The sequence below is a fragment of the Streptomyces catenulae genome, assembly GCF_000718015.1.
Classification (GTDB): domain Bacteria; phylum Actinomycetota; class Actinomycetes; order Streptomycetales; family Streptomycetaceae; genus Streptomyces; species Streptomyces catenulae.
This window is the reverse complement of the sequence record NZ_JODY01000001.1, coordinates 328,026-345,433: the sequence shown is the minus strand read 5'-3', so window position 1 is coordinate 345,433 and position 17,408 is coordinate 328,026. Positions and strand designations below refer to the sequence as shown.

Here is a 17,408-nt window from a genome sequence, read left to right as displayed (position 1 = left end):
TGAATGATCCACGAAGTGGACGAGGTCATCGAGGGGCTGCTGACCGGCGGGGTGCTCGCCGGCACCGGCATCGAGATCGCCTTCGACGCCCCGACCCGCACCTGGGCATCCCGGCGCAACTCCCCCACGCTCAACGCCTATCTGTACGACATCCGCGAGGACACCGCACGGCGGGAGGGCGGCACCATGCCGGTGCGCGACGAGCGCGGCGCGGTGCTGCGCAGGCGCCGTCCGCCGCGCTGGTTCCGGCTGTCGTACCTGGTCACCGCGTGGACGAAGCGACCGCAGGACGAACACCGGCTGCTGTCCGCGGCGCTCGCCTCGCTCCTCCCCCACGAACTGCTGGCGCCCCCGCAACTGCCGGGGTCGCTGGCGGCGCTCGGGCTGAGCGTGCCGCTCGTCGTCGGCGCCACCCCGGGCGACGCCCGCTCCCGCGCCGAACTCTTCTCCGCGCTCGGCGGTGAACTCAAGCCCTCCGTCGACCTGATGCTGACCGTGCCGTTCCCGGGCTTCCCCGAGTACGACGCGGGGCCGCCGGTCACCGAGGGCGCGGTGGTCTCCGCCCGGGAGTTGGACGGCCCGCTCGCCGACGAGCCCCGTGCGCACCAGGAGCGGCACCTCAAGGGCGTGGCCCGGCCCGCGTCCGCCACCGCGGAGGCGCCCGGTGAGCGGTGACGCGCCCGCCGCCGGGCAGCCGCTGGCCGACCGGCTGGCCGCGCTGCGTGCGCGGGTCGCCGCGCTGGTCGCCCGGCGCGGCGCGGACGACCCGACGGCCGACGACCCGCTGCGTGGCCTGTACCTCTCCGACGACGCGGTCCGCCACCGGCTGCACGGCCGGACCGAGGCCGGGGGCCCGCCGCCCGAGGGGTGGGACGGGCCCCCGCCGCCGGACGGTGCCGTGGTGCCCGGGGACCGGTTGGGGCTGCTCGCCCGGCGGCTGGGGCTGACCCCGCTGGACTCCACCGTCCTGCTCATCGCGCTCGCCCCCGACCTCGACCGGGACTTCGAGCCGCTGTACGGCTACCTCAACGACGACGTCAGCCGCCGCCGCGCCACCACCGGGCTCGCCCTCGACCTGTGCGGACTGCTCGCCCCGGACGGTGCGGGCGCCGCGGCGCGGGCCCGCTTCCACCCGTCGGCGCCACTGTCCGCGTACGGCCTGCTGCACATCGAGGAGACCGACCGCCCGTTCCTGGGCCGTCCGCTCCGCGTCCCGGACCGGGTCGCCGCGCATCTGCTGGGCGACGACACCCCGGACGCCGCGCTCGCCGGGTACGTCACGGAGCTGCCCGGCGCCCCGGCGGACGGACCGGCGGACCCGGCCGATCGGCTCGGCGCGCTGCTGGCGGCGGGCCCGGCCACCGTCTATCTGCGGGAGCACCGCGAGGGCGACGGACCGGCCCGGGCGGTGGCCGCGCTGCACGCCGCGGGCCGGGCGGCGCTGCACTTCACACCGCCCGCCCGGCCGCGGCGGCCGGACGACGGCACGGCGGACCCGGCGCCGGACGGCCGGGGCCCGGTGGCGGCCCTGCTGCGCGAGGCCCGGCTGCGCGACTGCGCGGTGGTCGTCGCCCCGCTGCCGGACGAACCGGGGGAGCTGATCCGGGAGTTGGCGGCCGAGGACGTGTCGGTGCTGCTCTGCGGGCCGCGGCCGTACGACCCGCTGTGGTGCGCCCGCGATCCGCTGGTGCTGGAGGCGCCGCGGACCCGGGCGGGCGCGGTGGACGCCTGGGAGGCGGCGCTCGGCGCGGACGCCGCCACGCCCGGCCTCGACCTGGCGGCGACGGTCGCTCCGTACCGCCTCGACGGGGAGCGGATCCGGCGGGCGGCCCGTTCCGCGCTGGCCCTGGCGGCGCTGGAGGGCACCGCGCCGACCGCCGCGCATCTGCGGCACGCCGCCCGGCAGCAGTCGGCGTCCGGTCTGGAGCGGCACGCCCGGCGGATCCGCCCGGACGTCGACTGGGACGATCTGGTGCTGCCGGAGGGACCGTTGGGACAGCTGCGGGAGCTGGCGCTCCGCTCCCGCCACCGCGACCGGGTCCTCGGCGACTGGCGGCTGAGCGCCGGTGGCGGCCGGGGCCGGGGGGTGCTGGCGCTGTTCGCCGGGGACTCCGGGACCGGTAAGACGCTGTCGGCCGAGGTGGTCGCCGCCGATCTCGGCCTCGATCTCTACGTCGTCCAACTCTCCTCGGTGGTCGACAAGTTCGTCGGGGAGACGGAGAAGAACCTGGAGCGGATCTTCACCGAGGCGGACCGTACGGACGCGGTGCTGCTCTTCGACGAGGCCGACGCCGTCTTCGGCAAGCGGTCCGAGGTGAAGGACGCGCACGACCGGTACGCCAACATGGAGAGCGCCTACCTGCTCCAGCGGCTGGAGGCGTTCGACGGCATCGCGGTGCTGACCACCAATCTGCGGGCCAACATCGACGACGCGTTCACCCGGCGGCTGGATCTGGTGGTCGACTTCCCGTTCCCCGACGCGGAGCAGCGGCTGGCGCTGTGGCGCCACAGCCTGGCGCACGTCCCGTGCGTCGAGGGGATCGATCCGGGGCCGTGCGCCCGGGAGTTCGAGCTGTCCGGTGGTTCGATCCGCAGCGCGGTGGTCACCGCCGCGTACGCCGCCGCCGGGCGTGGCGCGCCGGTCACCGATGCCGATCTGCTCACCGGTGCCCGCCGCGAGTACCGCAAGGGCGGACGGCTGGTGCTGGACGACACCGGCTGGTGAGAGCGGACGGCGCCCGGTCCGGTGAGGTCACCGGGCCGGGCGCCGTGGGCCGTTCGGGCCCGTCACTTCTCGATGAGCCAGCCCTGGTCGTCCCCGTCGGTGCAGTTGGCGAGCGTCAGCGCGGTCGCGTCCTTCAGGTCCTCGCCCCGGGCGTAGTAGCCCTTCACGTCCAGGCAGTAGTTGTTGCTGGTGGCGTTGCGGATCCAGATCTGGCCGGTCGCCGGGCGCCGCTCCAGCCACCACACCTGGTTGCCGTCCTTGCGGCGGGTGCAGTTGGACTCCTGGATCAGCGAGGTGTTCGGCGCCGGGACGGGGCCCCGCACGTCGAGGCAGTGGTTGGCGCGGAGGTTACGGACCTGGAAGAGGTCCTTCCCGCCGGGGCCCGCGCCCTTGCCGCCCGGCATCAGCTCGAAGCTCCACCGCTGGTTTTCCTCGGTGGGCGAGCCGTTGCAGCCGAACTGCATGACGGTGTGCCCCAGTTCCCCCTCGCTGTAGCCGGTGAGGTCGACGCACTTGTGCGTCGCGCCGTTGCGCAGCAGCACGTTGTGCAGATGCGCGTACGGGTCCCGCTTCGGCTTGTTCCCGCCGCCCCCGCCGCCCCCGCCGCCGCCCGGGTCCTTCTTGGGCGCCTCGGTGGTCTGTTGCGGCGTCGGCTGGGCGGGCGCCGACGGCTGGATGGTGTGCGCCGTCTGGCCGGGCGTCTTGTCCGTCGCCTTGGTGGCCACGTCCGGCTTGTACGTCAGCCAGATCATCAGGAACGCGATGGCCAGCCCCAGCAGCAGGCTGAAGAGCACCCCGAGCCAGCGCGGCAGCAGCCCCGGCTGGACGTACGTCCCGCGCACCGGCAGCGGTTCGGCGCCGGAGCGCTGCACCGACAGCGTGTAGGGCCGGGACTGTTTGGCGCCCGCCCAGATGATCTGCCGCGGTTTGAGCGTGGTCTTCAGGAACGCCGCCCGCCCCGGCTCGACCTGCACGTTCGCCGGGTGGATCTCGTACGACAGCTGATCGCTGTTGTCGTGACCGGTGACGGACGCGGTGAGCTTGACGTTGCCGAGGTTGTCGATGGCGAGCCGGGGACGGCCGCGGAACCGGCCGGTGACGTTGGTGGGGACGAGTTCGGCGCGGACCTCGCTGAACGGGGTGACGGTGACATTGCCCTCGGGGACGGTGGTGGCCTCGGGGAACTCCGTCGGGATGATCTGGACACCGTAGGGGTGCGGACCGGCGGCGGCGTCGGGGGTGCGGGGCGGAGCGAACGTCAGCTCCACCGTGCCCGTGGTGCCCGGGTAGAGCCGCAGGGTCCCGGGCTCGACGGTCGTCCAAGGTGCCAGTTCGCCCACCGGGACGCAGCGGTACTCGTCGACGACGTCGCCGGTGTTGCGCAGCCGTAGCCGCACGGTGGTGCTGCCGCCCGGGTCCACGGTGGTCGAGGCGGGTTCGAGAGAGGTCCACAGGCTCATACGGCGACCGTATGGCGAGGCCGTGGGGCGTGTCGCAGGACTGGGGGCAGGGTCGGGTGCCCCAAGGGACGCCACCGGCTGCCCTCGGGGCCCGCAGCGGCTGCACCGGGGTCCCCGAGGCGCCCCGGAAGCGGGAGCTTCGCAGGTCAACGGGGGCCTCAGGCCGCGCCGAGCGACCCGATATCCGCGCTCCGGCTGCCCGTTGGGGCACCGGCGCTGCCCCCGCTACGGCCCCGACGGACCTTCCGGAGGCGAGGGAGCGGCGACAACAGTGGCGAACTCCACCGTCATACGGTTGTCGTACCCCGAGGAGAACCAGCGCATGCCGTCGTATCTGTCGCCCGGCGTCTACGTCGAGGAGGTAGCCAGTGGCTCCCGCCCGATCGAGGGGGTCGGCACGTCCGTGGCGGCCTTCGTGGGTCTGGCGCCCACGGGGCCGCTGAACCAGCCGACGCTGGTGACCAACTGGTCCCAGTACGTGGCCGCCTTCGGCGAGTTCACCGACGGCTACTACCTCGCCCACTCGGTCTACGGGTTCTTCAACAACGGCGGTTCGGCCGCCTATGTGGTCCGGGTCGGCGGCGCCGCCGCGGACGCCGGGCCGCAGTCCGCCGCCCCGGCCGCGGTGTCGGCCGCCGCCGCGCCCGCCGAGCTGACGCCCGGTGAGCCCACCGCCCTGGGCACCTTCGCGGTCCGGGCGCTGACGTCCGGCACCGGCGGCGGCGCGCTGAGCGTCGAGGTCACCGACCCGGAGGGCGAGGGCCCGGCCGAGCGGTTCCGGCTGCTGGTCAAGGACGGCGACAAGGTCGCCGAGACCTTCGACGTCAGCGCCAAGAAGAGCAACCGCAACTACGTCGTCACCCAGGTCAAGGAGCGCTCCAAGCTCATCACCGTCCTGGAGGCGGCGCCCGCGGCGCAGTTGGCGCGCCCCGACAACCAGACGGTCGAGCTGGCCCGGGCCGTGCAGGCGCCCGCGGCCCCGGCGCCCGCCGCCCCGGGTGCGGCCCCGGCCGTCCACCCCGGCCCGGCCGAGTACCTCGGCGACTCCGCCGACCGCACCGGCTTCGGTGGCCTGGAGGCGGTCGACGAGATCTCGATGGTCGCGGTGCCCGATCTGATGGCCGCCTACCAGCGGGGCGCCATCGGCCTGGAGGAGGTCAAGGCCGTCCAGCTCGGTCTGATCGCCCACTGTGAGCTGATGGGTGACCGCGTAGCCGTCATCGACCCGCCGCCCGGCCTCAACGCCCGGGACATCCGGGTGTGGCGCCAGGACACGGCGGGCTACGACTCGAAGTACGCCGCGGTGTACTACCCGTGGGTCAAGGTCTTCGACCCGGCGTCCGGCCAGACGAAGATGATCCCGCCGAGCGGCCATGTCTCCGGCATCTGGGCCCGTAACGACTTCGAGCGCGGGGTGCACAAGGCCCCGGCCAACGAGGTGGTGCGCGGCGCCGTCGATCTGGAGACCCAGATCACCCGCGGTGAGCAGGATCTGCTCAACCCGATCGGCGTCAACTGCATCCGCGCCTTCCCCGGCCGCGGTATCCGCGTCTGGGGTGCCCGCACCCTCTCCTCCGACCCGGCCTGGCGCTACATCAACATCCGCCGGTACTTCAACTACCTGGAGGAGTCGATCCTGATCGGCACCCAGTGGGTGGTGTTCGAGCCCAACGACGAGGCGCTGTGGGCCCGGATCCGGCGGAACGTCTCGGCGTTCCTCGTCAACGAGTGGCGTAACGGCGCCCTGTTCGGCTCCCGTCCCGAGGACGCCTTCTACGTGAAGTGCGACGCCGAGACCAACACCCCCGAGTCGGTCGACCTCGGCCGGGTCATCTGCGAGATCGGTATCGCGCCGGTCAAGCCCGCCGAGTTCGTGATCTTCCGGCTGGCGCAGTTCTCCAGCGGCAGCGGCGAGCTGGAGGAGTGACCCGGCCGGGGGTGGGGCGCGGCCCGTCCGCGGCCCGCCCCGTCCGCACCTGACCGTCCCGATTCCCGGGGGCCCGGCATCCGCGCCGGGGTCCCCCGCCCCTGCACAGAGAGCGAACCATGAGTCTGCAGCCCGGTGATTCCCTCACCTCACACAATTTCGGCCTCCAGATCGACGGCGTCATGGTCGAGTACCTCCAGGAGGTCAGCGGCCTGAGCATCGAGCAGGACGTGATCGAGTACCAGCAGGTCTCCAGCCAGGGCAAGCCCGTCACGAAGAAGCTGCCGGGCGTCAAGAAGGCCGGTACCTGCACGGTCGTGCGCGGTATGACGCAGTCCGCCGCGTTCAACCAGTGGATCACCCAGTCCGTCAACGGCCAGATGTCGACGGCGCGGAAGAACGCCACGATCATGGTGATGGACTACATGAACAACCCGGTGAAGCGCTACAACATGCGCAACGCCTGGTGCAGCAAGGTCGACACCTCCACCGTCAAGGCCGGTGAGGCGTCCGCGCTGACCGAGACCGTGACCATCACCTTCGAAGAACTGGTCATCGAGTAATGCGCCGTACGGCCTCCCGGCCCGCGGCCGTCCCCGACCCGGTCGCCGCGCCCGCGGCCCCGGGCGGGGACCCCGCGGCGCCCGCCCCGGCCGCGGCGCCCGCGCCCGCCGCCGAACGGGCCCCGCTGCGCACCGAGTTCGAGTTCGAGCTGCCGCGCGGCTATGTCGACGACGCGGGGGTGGTGCACCGTACCGGTTCGATGCGGCTGGCGACGGCCCGCGACGAGCTGGTGCCGCTGCGGGACATCCGGGTCCAGGAGAACCCGGCGTATCTGTCGGTGGTGCTGCTGGGCCGCGTCATCACCCGTCTCGGCACGCTCCATCAGGTGCACGACGGGATCGTGGAGAACATGTTCGCCTCCGACCTGGCGTTCCTCCAGGACTTCTACCGGCAGGTCAACGCGGAGGGCCACACCCGGGCCGGGGTGACCTGCCCGCACTGTGAGCAGCCGTTCGAGGTGGAGCTGGGCGGGAGCCGCCTGGGGGAATCGTGACGTACGCGGCCGACCGTATCCACGCGGAGATCGCGTACGTCGCCTATCACTTCCACTGGAGCCTGGAGGACATCCTGGACCTCGAACACGGGGACCGCCGCCGGTACGCCGACGAGATCGCCACGCTGGTCAACCGCGCGGCGGCGGAGGGCTGATGGGATTCCTCGACAGAGTGCGCGGCCGCCGTCCGCAGGCGCCGGACGACGGTACGGCCGCGTCCGCCGCCGCGCCCGCCACGGCTGCCGCGGCCGATCCGGCTCCGGTGGACGCCGGGCACCGGGCTCCGGCCGGTTGGTCGGCGCTGCCGCCGATCCAACGGGCCTTCGCGGACCGGGCGGACACCGTCGCCGACCGCGGTTTCGGCACCTCGCTGACGACCTGGCAGAACCCGTCCTTCACCGGCACCCTCAGCCATGCGGTGCTGGACGGCGGGCCCGGCGGACGGATCGCGCAGCTGTCGGCCGCGCCGGTGCGCGGTACGGCCGAACCGGAGGCTCCCGCAGCGGAGTTGCCCGTCGCGGGGCCGCGCCCGACGCCTGCCGACGCCCCGGCCGACCCGGCCGACCCGGACGGTGCGGCGGCCGTCCCGGTCGTGGTGGCACGGGCGACGGGTCCGCAGGTCCGGCCGCTGCCGCCGACCGTGGCGACCCGCCCGGCGACGCTGACGTCCGCCCCGCGCGGCACCCGGTCCGGCACGGCCCCGCGCACCTCGGTACAGCGGCGGGAGCTGCCGGTGGCACGGGCGGCAGCGGCTGCCGCACCGGTTTCGCGGCCTGCGCCCGACGCCCGGCCCGTGTCCGACGCCCGGACCGTGTCCGGCTCCCGGCCCGTGTCCGGCGTGGGTGCGGCTCCGGCGGTCGATGCGGGGGTGCGCTCCGGCTCGGCTGCGGACTCCGGTTCCCTGGTGGGCGGGGCGGGTCTGCTGCTGCCGCCTGCCGCCGGTGCCGGCTCGCCGTCCGGCGTCGATGGCGGTGCCGGTGCCGCGTCCGGTGCCGGTGCCGGTGCCGGGCTGCCGCCGGTGGCGGTGCAGCGGGTGGCGGACGGCGGACGGGCGGTGCCCACTGCGGGGGCCGGTCCGGTGCCGTCCTCGACTCCCGTTCCCACTACCAACTCACCTTCTGCGTCGCGGAGTTCGAGTACGCAGGACTCCTCCTCCCGGTCCGGGAACTCCGCGGGCGCGTCGCGTCCCGACGGTGGTCGGCCGGGTGGCGCCCCGGGGGCCGGGCTCGCCGGGCCGCTGCCCGTGGTGCAGAAAGCCACGGGCGCGCCTGCGGCGCCTGCCTCCTCCGCCCTGCCTGCCGTTCCCGCCGCGCCGCGTCCCGCGCGTGCCGCCGGGCCGGTTGGTACGCCCTCTCGGCCCGATGCGGGCACGTCAGCCGGTACGCCGGAGAGTGCGCCGCGTACGGGTGCGGCGGCGCGTCCGGGTACGCCGTCGTCCGGCCCGGCACCGACGGGCGGCAGCGGTGCGAGCACGGCGCCGGGTGCGCCCGCCGCCGCCCCGCGCACGCCTGCCCCGTCGGGGAGCGGCTCCGCGCCCTCGCCTTCGGCGTCGCGCCCGTCGTCGGCGTCCCGCCTGTCGTCGACTCCGTCGGCTTCGTCGGCGTCGCGCTCGTCGTCGGCTCCGTCGGTGTCCGGCTCACCGTCATCCGCGTCACCCGCGTCACCGGCTTCCGGCTCTCCGTCACCCGCGTCACCGGCCTCCGGTTCTCCGTCGGGGTCCGGCTCCTCTGCCGTTCCCGGGGCCGCCCCGGAGAGCTCCGCTGCGCGGAAGGGGCTCGGGGGGCCGAAGGGCTCTGACGCCCCGCAGGGTTCCGGGGCGTCCGGTGGCGTCCCGGTCGCGCGTGCCACGGGTGCGCCCGGCGGTGCGGCTCCTTCGGCGGGCGGTGACCGTCCGTTGACCGTCTCCCGCGCCCTGGCCGCGCCCGACGCGGCGCGTACGGCGGGCACTCCGTCCGCCTCGGCGGCGCCGCGCCCGGCGGCCCCCTCCGGCCCTGCGGCGCGGACGCCCGGCGGCCCGAAGGCGCCGTCCCCCGGCCCGTCGTCGGCCGCTCACTCGCCCTCTCCGTCGGCCGCTCCCTCGGCCGCTCCGGCTGCGGGCCCCGGCGCGCCGTCCGGCGGTACGGCCCCCGGTACGCGTCCGGTGCAGCGCAGCGCCGAGGGTTCCCCCGTGCGCCGAGGGCTCGGCACGCCGCGCACCGCGCAGCCGTCGCCCGCCTCCGGCACCCCCGCCCCGGCGGCGCCGTCCGGTACGCCGGTACAGCGGTCGGCCGGGCTCAACCCGCCGATGGGGGCGGTGCCTCCGGCTGCGTCGTCGTCATCGCCTTCGTCATCACCTTCGTCGTCACCGTCCTCGTTGCCGTCGCCGTCGCCATCGGCCGCCCCGGCGGCAGGCGCGCCGGGCGCATCCATACCTTCCACGCCTTCCACACCGAGCGCACCGGCCATGCCGTCCGCACCTGTCGCACCGACCACCCCGGCCACGTCCACCGCACCCGCCACGCCCTCCACGACTCCGGCACCGGCACCTCAGTCGGCCCCGACCCCGACCCCGGCCAACTCCCCCAGGCCGTCCGCACCATCCACCCCCTCGGCATCCTCCGCCGCCACTCCCGCCCCGGGCCTCCCCGTAGCCCGTCGCGCGGCACCGTCCGCTTCCGGAGCCGCGGAACCGGCCCGTCGGCGCCCCCTGCTGGGCGCCCCGCTGATCGGCCCGTCGCAGGCCGAGCCGGTGCGTCCGGCTCCCGCGGGCGGTGCTCCCGCCGCTCCGCGCCGCCCGGCCGGGGCCTCGGGTGCCTCGACCGGCAGCCCCGCGCCGGTGCAGCGCGCCGTCCCCGTACGGCGGCCCGCCGAGGCGCGGCCCTCCGGTACGAGCCCCGCAAGCACCGGGCAGCCGACCTGCGACGCGCCCCGGCTCCCGCTGCCCACCCCCCTGGCCCGGGCCGTACCGGACGCCGCACCCGGGACCGTCCGGCCCCCGCTCGCGGCGCCCGTGGCACCGGAAGCCGCGACGGCGGAGCCCGTACCGTCGGAGCCCTCGGTGCCGCGGTCCGCCCCCGCCGTCCGCCCGGACACCCCGCCCGCCACCAGGGCGTCGGCCGCCGTCCCGGCGCGTCCGGTCGCGGCCCTGCCGTTGGCCTCCGCGCGGCCGTTGACCTCGGCTACGGCGTCCGGTGCCCCGGCCGTCGCCCCCGTTCAGCGGCGTACGGCCCCGGCGCCGCTGCGTCCCGCGCCGGTTCCGGGTGCGCCGTCCGTGCGGCCGACGCGGGCGCCGTCGGGCGCGGCGCGGCAGCCGGGCGTTCCGGCCGTGCAGCGCACACCCGCCGTGCCGCTCCCCGGGGGCGCGCCCGGTGCGCCGGGGCCCGCCGCCCCCGTACCGCTGCGGCAGCTCCCGGACGGCCCGGCGCCGCAGGCCCCGGCGGTCGCCACGACGCCGAACGGCCCCGCGGGCGCGCCCGGCGCCGCACCGCGGTCCGGTCCGGCGGGCGCCCCCGTCCCACGGGCCGCGCCGCTGCGCGCCGCTCCGGCGCCGGGCGGGAGCGGGGACGCGCCGCGCCGCCCGCCGGTCCCGCTCCCGACCGCGGCGGGCGCCCGGCCGCCCGCCGTCCGGCGCACGGCCGCACCGCTGACGCCCCGTCCGGCGGGCGGGCCCGCCGCGCCCCCGGCACCGGCGGCGGCCGTACCGCCCGCAGGAGGCCCGGCCCCCGTACCGGCGCCGCAGCACACCGCCGTACCGCCGCTCCCGCCGCTCCCTCCGCTCCCCGCCGTGCAACGCGCGCCGGAGCGGGGCGGGTCGGAGCGGCGGCCGTTGCTGGAGAAGAGCGTGCCGCGGGGGCGGGAGGCGCCGCAGGCTCCGCCGCTTCCCGCCGGGAGGAGCGGTCCGGCGCCGGAGCGGGCGCAGGGCCGGGAGCAGCCGCCGCTCCGGCGGACCTCGGCCCGTAACCGGCAGGCTCCCAAGGAGAGTTCCCCGAAGCGGTCCGCCGGGCGGGAGGGGGACGGGTTCGACGCCCGTGACCTCACCGACGGTCAGGTGGACGAGTTGGTCCACCGGCTGATCGGGCTGCTGGTCCCCCGGTTGAAGGCCGAGTTCCGTCATGACCGGGAGCGCATCGGCAGACTCCGCGATCCGCGCCGCTGACGCGGCCCACCCCGCTTTGCCCTCACGTCCGTACCAGAAAGGCCGCCGCGATGCCCAGCGATCTCGATCCGGGATCCACCATCTTCTTCACCCTGACCATCGACGGCGAGAGTCTGGGGTACTTCAACGGCTGTGAAGGGCTCGCCTCCGAGGTGGAGATCGAGCACCACCAGGAGGGCGGCAACAACGGCTTCGTCTGGCAGCTGCCGTCCCGCGTCACCTTCTCCAGCATCCGGCTGACCCGCCCGCTGACCCCGGACACCTCGAAGGTCGCGGCCTGGATCTCGTCGGTGACCACCGGGGTGCGCCGTCCCACCGCGCAGATCGCGGCGTTGCGGGCGGACGGTTCGGTGGTCGCCCGCTGGGGGCTGATCGACGTCCTGCCGGTCCGCTGGCAGGGGCCGTCCCTCGACCCGGAGAGCCCCGGGGTGGCGACCGAGGTCCTGGAGATCACCCACCACGGCTTCACCGACGCGGGAGGCGCGTGATGGCGGGGGCGGGCAAGAGCCTGGTCCGAGCCTCGCTCGCGATCCATGAGCCGCCGGTCGGCGAGAGCACCACGCCCGGCGCGCTGAAGCGTACGTTCGGCTTCGACTTCAACCCCTCGCAGCTGGCGCTGAGCCAGCGCGCCGACTGGAAGGTGACCCCGGCGCCCGCGGTCCGCAACGGCGCGCTCCCCGAGTTCATCGGCGCGTACGCCCGGGAGCTGACCTTGGAGATCTTCCTGGACTGCTCGGACAAGCCGGACAGCAACGAGGTCCTGAAGAAGGTCGACGCGCTGCTCGACTGCTGCGAGGTGACGGCCGCGAGCATCGCCGCGAAGCAGCCGTCGACGCCGTGGGTGGTGTTCGAGTGGGGCGGGTTCTCCACCGCGCACTTCACCGCGTACGTGGCCTCCGTCGACGTCTCGTACACGCTGTTCGGCACCACCGGGCTGCCGATCCGGGCCACCTGTCAGGTGCGGCTGGGCGAGATCCCCACCGACACCAAGGGGCAGAACCCGACCTCGGGTGCGCTGACCGCGCGGCGGGTGCACCGGCTGGTGGCCGGGGACTCGCTGCCGTCGCTGGCCTGGCGGGAGTACGGCGACGCCGGGTTCTGGCGGGCCATCGCGACGGCCAACGGCATCGACGACCCGTCGCGGCTGTCGCCCGGCACCGAACTGATGCTGCCCGCGGTCGAGGAGGTGACCGGCGCATGACCAAGCTCGCCTATTCCAGCGTCATCCACGTCACGATCGGCGGCTCCCCGCTGCCGAAGAAGCTGCTGCCGTACCTGTCGGACGCCTGGGTGGACCTCGGCTCCGGGGTGCCCGGCGCCTTCCAGCTCACCTTCCGCGACCCGCACCGCAAGCTGCTCGGCGCCGCCGGGATCAAGATCGGCACCAAGGTCGCGCTGGCGCCGGTCGCCGACGGCAAGGGCGCCCAGGACCCGCTGATCAGCGGCGAGGTCACCGCGCTGGAGACGGAGTACGACGGCACCGGCACCTTCACCCTCGTCCGCGGCTACGACCTCGGCCACCGGATGCTGCGGCAGCGCCGGGTCGCCGGTTACACCCGGATGACGGCGGCGGCCATCGCCCGCAAGCTGGTCGCCGACAGCGGCATCACCGTCGGGCGGATCGAGTCCACGAAGGGCATGTACGACTTCCTCACCCAGGACAACGTCACCGACTGGGACTTCCTCTCCCGCCTCGCGGACGAGAACGAGAAGGTGATGTTCCTCGACCCGCGCGGGAAGTTCCAGTTCGTCACCCCCGACAAGGCGTCGGGCGCCCCGCCGGAGAACACCCCGGGCGACAAGAGCCCGTACGTCCTCCAGGCGGGCGTCGACATCCTGCGCTGCCGCTCCGCCGTCACCGCCGCCGACCAGGTGCCGCGGACGGAGGCGCGCGGCTGGGACGTGCAGAGCAAGAAGACGCTGCGGGAGCGGACGAACGCGAAGGACAACCCCGGCTTCGCCATCGGCACCACACCGGGCAAGGCAGCCGCGGCGTTCCCGACCTCCCCGCTCGTCGAGACCCATACGCCCTACGACCAGCAGGCGCAGGTCAAGCGGGCGGCGGACGCACTGGCCGACGATGTCACGGCGTCCTTCGCGGAGTTGGAGGTCACCGTGCGCGGTGCGCCGAAGCTGCGGCCGGACACCCCGGTGACCCTCACCGACGTCGGCGAGCCCTTCGAGGGCAAGTACACCGCGACGGGGGTGCGGCACGTCTTCGCCTCCGGGCGGCACTACGAGACGTGGGTGACCGTCAGCGGGCGCCAGTGGCGGTCGCTGTACGGCGTGGCCTCCGGCGGCGGCACGAGCGCCGCGCGGCTGCCGTCGGTGGCCAACGCGATCGTCACGGACGTGAAGGACCCGCTGAAGCAGGGCCGGGTCAAGCTGCGGTTCCCGTGGCTGGACGACAAGTACGTCAGCGACTGGACGCGCACCGTGCAACTCGGCGGCGTCAACGGCGGCGGGATCATGCCGCTGGACGTCAAGGACGAGGTCCTGGTGGCATTCGACCGCGGCGCGCTGGACCATCCGTACGTCATCGGCGGGCTCTACAACGGCAAGGACAAGCCGGAGAACGGCGATGTCCCGCTGCACGACCGGCTCAGCGGGAAGGCGAGCCGGCACACCGTCGCCGACCGGGAGAACAACCGCGTCGATCTGCTCAGCCAGAAGAGCGGGCTGCGCAAGCGCGGGGTGCGGCTGCGGACCGGGGACGACCGGCTCACCGTCGAACTCGACCGCACCAGGACGAAGATCACCGTCGACAGCTCCGGCAGCGTGAGCATCACGGGCAACACCTCGGTGTCCGTCGAGGCCAAGGGTCAGCTGTCCATGAAGGCGGGCGGGGCGATGAGCCTGTACGCGGGCGGCGCGATGAGCCTCACCGCGGGCGGCGCGATGTCCGTCAAGGGCGGTCTCGACCTGGCCCTCTCGGCGGGTGGCATGTTCAACCTGAACGCGGGCGGGGCGGGCACGATCGACGCCGGGGCGATGCTGCACCTGGCCGGTGGCGCCGATGTGAACCTGATCGCCGGGGCGGCCATGCAGATCCTGGCGACCGGCAACGTGGCGGTCGTCGCCGCGGAGGTCGCGTTCGCCGGGTACGTCACCGTCGACGGGGTCCCGGTGATCTGATGCCCGAGCAATTCGTCGGATCCGGTTGGTCGTTCCCGCTGCGCATCAGTCCGACCGGGGGGATCGCCCTGGTCAGCGGGGAGCGGGAGGTGGAGGAAGCCATTCATCTGGTGCTGGCGACGGCGCCCGGTGAGCGGCCGATGCGGCCGGAGTTCGGCTGCGCCATCCACGACATGGTCTTCGCGCCGGTCAACGAGGCGACCGCCGGACGTATCCAGCACGAGGTGCACACCAGCCTCGACCGGTGGGAGCCACGGATCGAGGTGCACGACGTGGAGGTGACCGCCGGGGACGAGCCGGGCGTCCTCTTCATCGATGTGCGCTACACGATCCGCGGCACCAACAACCCCCGCAACCTCGTCTTCCCCTTCTACGTCATTCCCGCCCACGACGGCCCCGAGACCGCCTCCGATTCCCCCGGCCCGTCCACCGAAAGCGACCGCTGATGGCCCTGCCTTCCCCGAACCTCGACGACCGGCGCTTCCAGCAGTTCGTCGACGACGCCAAGCGCTACATCCAGCAGCGCGCCCCGGAGTGGACCGACCACAACGTGTCCGACCCCGGCGTGACGCTGGTGGAGACCGTCGCGCACATGGCCGACCAGATCGTCTACCGGCTCAACCGCGTCCCGGAGAAGAACCACCTCGCCTTCCTCGACCTCGTCGGCATCACACTCTTCCCGCCGTCGGCGGCGCGGACCGAGCTGACGTTCTGGCTCTCCGCGGCGCAGGACGAGCCGGTGGTGGTGCCGCTGGGCACCGAGGCGGCGACGGTGCGGGCGGACAGCGAGGACGCGGTGGTCTTCGCCACCGAGCGGGAGTTGACGGTGGTGCCGTCCTCGCTCGCGCATCTCGCGGTGCAGAACGAGGGGCAGCCGGTCACCGACCGGACCTCCGACCTCCAGGAGGGTCAGGACCTGCTCTGCTTCGCCGAGGCGCCGCGGCCCGGCGACTGCATGTTGCTGGGGCTGAGCGCCGCGGTGCCGCACTGCGCGGTGGCGCTGCGGCTCGACAGCCGGGTCGACGGTGTCGGTGTCGACCCGCGGCAGCCGCCCCTGGTGTGGGAGGCGTGGACCGCCGACGGCTGGGCGGCGTGCGAGGTCGACCAGGACACCACCGGCGGTCTCAACCGCCCCGGCGACGTGGTGCTGCACGTGCCCGGCGGCCATGTGCTGTCCCGGTCCGGGCGGAACGAGGCGGGCTGGATCCGCTGCCGCGTCACCGAAGCCGCGTCCGGCCAGCCCTTCTACACCACCTCGCCCACCGTGCGGTCGGCGGAGGCGTTCACGGTGGGCGGCACCACCCCCGCGGTGCACGCCGAGACGGTGTACGACGAGACGCTCGGCGAGGCCGGTGGGCTGCCCGGCCAGCGGCTGCGGCTGGCCCGTACGCCCGTCGTCGGCGACACCCCGCCGCTCCACCTCCAGGTCGCCGAGTACGACGGCTGGACGGACTGGGAGGTGGTGCCGCACTTCGCGGCGTCCGGGCCCCAGGACCGGCATGTGACGCTGGACGCCACCACCGGCGAGCTGGCGTTCGGCCCGTCGGTGCGCGAGCCGGACGGCACCCTGCGCCACTACGGTGCGATGCCGCCGAAGGGCTCCGCGATCCGCGCCCGCCGCTACCGCACCGGCGGCGGTCGCACCGGCAACGTCGCCCGGGGCGCGGTCCGCGCGCTGCGCGACTCCGTCCCGTACGTCGCCGAGGTGGTCAACCGGGAGGCGGCGCGCGGCGGGGTCGACGGCGAGACTGTCGAGGAGGCGCGGGCCCGCGCGCCGATCACGCTGCGGGCGCAGGACCGCGCGGTGACGCTGCGGGACTACGAGGAGCTGGCCCGGCGGGCGGCGCCGGAGACCGCCCGGATCACCTGTCTGGCCGGGGACGAGGGGGAGCACGGCGCGTACGCGGTGCGGGTGCTGGTGGTGCCGCAGGCGGTGCCGGACCCGGGCGGCCGACTGCGGTTCGAGCAACTGGTGCCCGCCGACTCGCTGTTGGAGCGGGTGACGCGGTATCTGGACGACCGGCGGCTGATCGGCACCCGGCTCGCGGTGGGCCCGCCGTTCTACCAGGGCGTCACGGTCGTCTCGACGCTGCACGCGTTCCGCGGGGTGGACGTGGACCGGGTGCGGCGCGAGGCACACGACGCGCTCTACCGCCATCTCGACCCGCTGACCGGCGGTGCGGACGGCAACGGCTGGCCGTTCGGGCGTCCGGTGCAGGCCGGTGAGGTCTTCGCGGTGCTCCAGCGGGTGCCGGGCGTGGAGTTGGTGGACGAGGTGCTGCTGCACCCGGCCGATCCGCTGACCGGCCGCCGCGGCGACCAGTCGGACCGGATCGACCTCGACCCGTCGTCGCTGGTGTTCTCCTTCGACCACCGGGTCCGGGTCATCGGGGACGCGTCGTGAGGGGCTCGGTGGACGGGCTGGTGTCGTCGGCGCCGCTGGGCCCGATGCTGCCCGCGGTCTTCGCGGACGACGCGCTGGCGCAGGACTTCGTCGCGGGTCTGGACGAGGTGCTGGCGCCGCTCGTCAACGTCCTGGACTGTCTGGACTCCTACTTCCGGCCGTCGCTGGCACCGGCCGACTTCACCCGCTGGCTGGGCTGGTGGGTGGGGGCGGACACCGACGGGATCTACGACGGTGACGCCGCCGGGGAGGCGCGGCTGCGGGCCGCGGTGGCCGCGGCGGCCCATCTGCACCGGGTGCGCGGTACCCGCCGCGGGCTGGCGGAGACAGTGCGGCTGGCGTTCGGCGTCGCCCCGGAGATCTCCGAGAGCGGCGCGGCGGCATGGAGCGCCCGGCCGCGCGGCCCGGCCCCGGGCGAGCCCCGCCCGCGGCTGCACGTCACGCTCCGGCTGCCCGCGCCGACCGCCGCGGACACCCACCGGCTGGACGCCCTCGTGGCGGCCGCCCGCCCCGCCCACATGCCGTACACCGTCGAGGTGCTGACGGCGGAAAGGACCTGACCGAC

15 protein-coding genes are annotated in these 17,408 nt (G+C 74.8%); 13 read left to right on the top strand and 2 right to left on the bottom strand.

What is annotated here, in order from left to right:
- Nucleotides 1-3 precede the first annotated feature (3 nt).
- Nucleotides 4-675: a Pvc16 family protein gene (locus IF23_RS0101510; RefSeq protein ID WP_030278867.1), complete on the top strand. Its 672-nt coding sequence runs from the start codon at nt 4-6 to the stop codon at nt 673-675.
- Nucleotides 665-2,725: an ATP-binding protein gene (locus IF23_RS0101505; protein WP_030278866.1), complete on the top strand. Its 2,061-nt coding sequence runs from the start codon at nt 665-667 to the stop codon at nt 2,723-2,725. Before IF23_RS0101510 ends, IF23_RS0101505 begins: the two co-directional genes overlap by 11 nt.
- 62 nt (nt 2,726-2,787) lie before the next feature.
- On the opposite strand, the gene IF23_RS0101500 is transcribed toward IF23_RS0101505, so the two are convergent.
- Nucleotides 2,788-4,185, bottom strand: coding sequence for an RICIN domain-containing protein (locus tag IF23_RS0101500; protein ID WP_030278865.1), 1,398 nt, complete (start codon nt 4,183-4,185; stop codon nt 2,788-2,790).
- A 322-nt stretch (nt 4,186-4,507) separates the two neighbouring features.
- Between IF23_RS0101500 and IF23_RS0101495 the strand changes: the two genes are divergently transcribed.
- The 4 genes from IF23_RS0101495 (at nt 4,508) to IF23_RS34295 (ending at nt 7,324) form a co-directional block, all read left to right on the top strand.
- Nucleotides 4,508-6,112, top strand: coding sequence for a phage tail sheath family protein (locus IF23_RS0101495; RefSeq protein WP_030278863.1), 1,605 nt, complete (start codon nt 4,508-4,510; stop codon nt 6,110-6,112).
- Nucleotides 6,113-6,231: 119 nt separating this feature from the next.
- On the top strand, nt 6,232-6,675 hold the full coding sequence (locus IF23_RS0101490) for a phage tail protein (RefSeq protein ID WP_030278861.1): 444 nt from the start codon (nt 6,232-6,234) through the stop codon (nt 6,673-6,675).
- The gene (locus tag IF23_RS0101485; protein ID WP_030278859.1) at nt 6,675-7,169 is read left to right on the top strand and encodes a hypothetical protein; all 495 of its coding nucleotides are present in this window, start codon (nt 6,675-6,677) and stop codon (nt 7,167-7,169) included. The genes IF23_RS0101490 and IF23_RS0101485 overlap by 1 nt, the downstream gene beginning before the upstream one ends.
- Nucleotides 7,166-7,324 carry a DUF6760 family protein gene (locus tag IF23_RS34295; protein ID WP_169749981.1) on the top strand — a complete coding sequence of 53 codons (159 nt, stop codon included), beginning with the start codon at nt 7,166-7,168 and terminating at the stop codon, nt 7,322-7,324. Before IF23_RS0101485 ends, IF23_RS34295 begins: the two co-directional genes overlap by 4 nt.
- A gap of 1,894 nt (nt 7,325-9,218) precedes the next feature.
- On the opposite strand, the gene IF23_RS0101470 is transcribed toward IF23_RS34295, so the two are convergent.
- Complete coding sequence (locus tag IF23_RS0101470; RefSeq protein ID WP_157847965.1) at nt 9,219-9,668, bottom strand: hypothetical protein; 450 nt, start codon at nt 9,666-9,668, stop codon at nt 9,219-9,221.
- Nucleotides 9,669-10,473: 805 nt separating this feature from the next.
- Between IF23_RS0101470 and IF23_RS33885 the strand changes: the two genes are divergently transcribed.
- The 7 genes from IF23_RS33885 to IF23_RS0101430 are packed head-to-tail and all read left to right on the top strand — an operon-like array spanning nt 10,474 to nt 17,403.
- Nucleotides 10,474-11,304, top strand: coding sequence for a hypothetical protein (locus tag IF23_RS33885; RefSeq protein ID WP_157847964.1), 831 nt, complete (start codon nt 10,474-10,476; stop codon nt 11,302-11,304).
- Between the two features lie 50 nt (nt 11,305-11,354).
- Complete coding sequence (locus IF23_RS0101455; protein ID WP_030278852.1) at nt 11,355-11,792, top strand: phage tail protein; 438 nt, start codon at nt 11,355-11,357, stop codon at nt 11,790-11,792.
- On the top strand, nt 11,792-12,505 hold the full coding sequence (locus IF23_RS0101450; protein WP_030278850.1) for a CIS tube protein: 714 nt from the start codon (nt 11,792-11,794) through the stop codon (nt 12,503-12,505). The genes IF23_RS0101455 and IF23_RS0101450 overlap by 1 nt, the downstream gene beginning before the upstream one ends.
- A complete protein-coding gene (locus IF23_RS0101445; RefSeq protein WP_030278848.1) occupies nt 12,502-14,439 on the top strand; it encodes a VgrG-related protein in 1,938 nt (645 codons plus the stop codon). Before IF23_RS0101450 ends, IF23_RS0101445 begins: the two co-directional genes overlap by 4 nt.
- The gene (locus IF23_RS0101440) at nt 14,439-14,885 is read left to right on the top strand and encodes a GPW/gp25 family protein (RefSeq protein WP_030278847.1); all 447 of its coding nucleotides are present in this window, start codon (nt 14,439-14,441) and stop codon (nt 14,883-14,885) included. Before IF23_RS0101445 ends, IF23_RS0101440 begins: the two co-directional genes overlap by 1 nt.
- Nucleotides 14,885-16,843: a putative baseplate assembly protein gene (locus IF23_RS0101435; RefSeq protein ID WP_030278845.1), complete on the top strand. Its 1,959-nt coding sequence runs from the start codon at nt 14,885-14,887 to the stop codon at nt 16,841-16,843. Before IF23_RS0101440 ends, IF23_RS0101435 begins: the two co-directional genes overlap by 1 nt.
- Nucleotides 16,840-17,403, top strand: a complete 564-nt coding sequence (locus IF23_RS0101430; protein WP_030278843.1) for a phage tail protein — start codon at nt 16,840-16,842, stop codon at nt 17,401-17,403. The genes IF23_RS0101435 and IF23_RS0101430 overlap by 4 nt, the downstream gene beginning before the upstream one ends.
- Nucleotides 17,404-17,408: the final 5 nt, after the last annotated feature.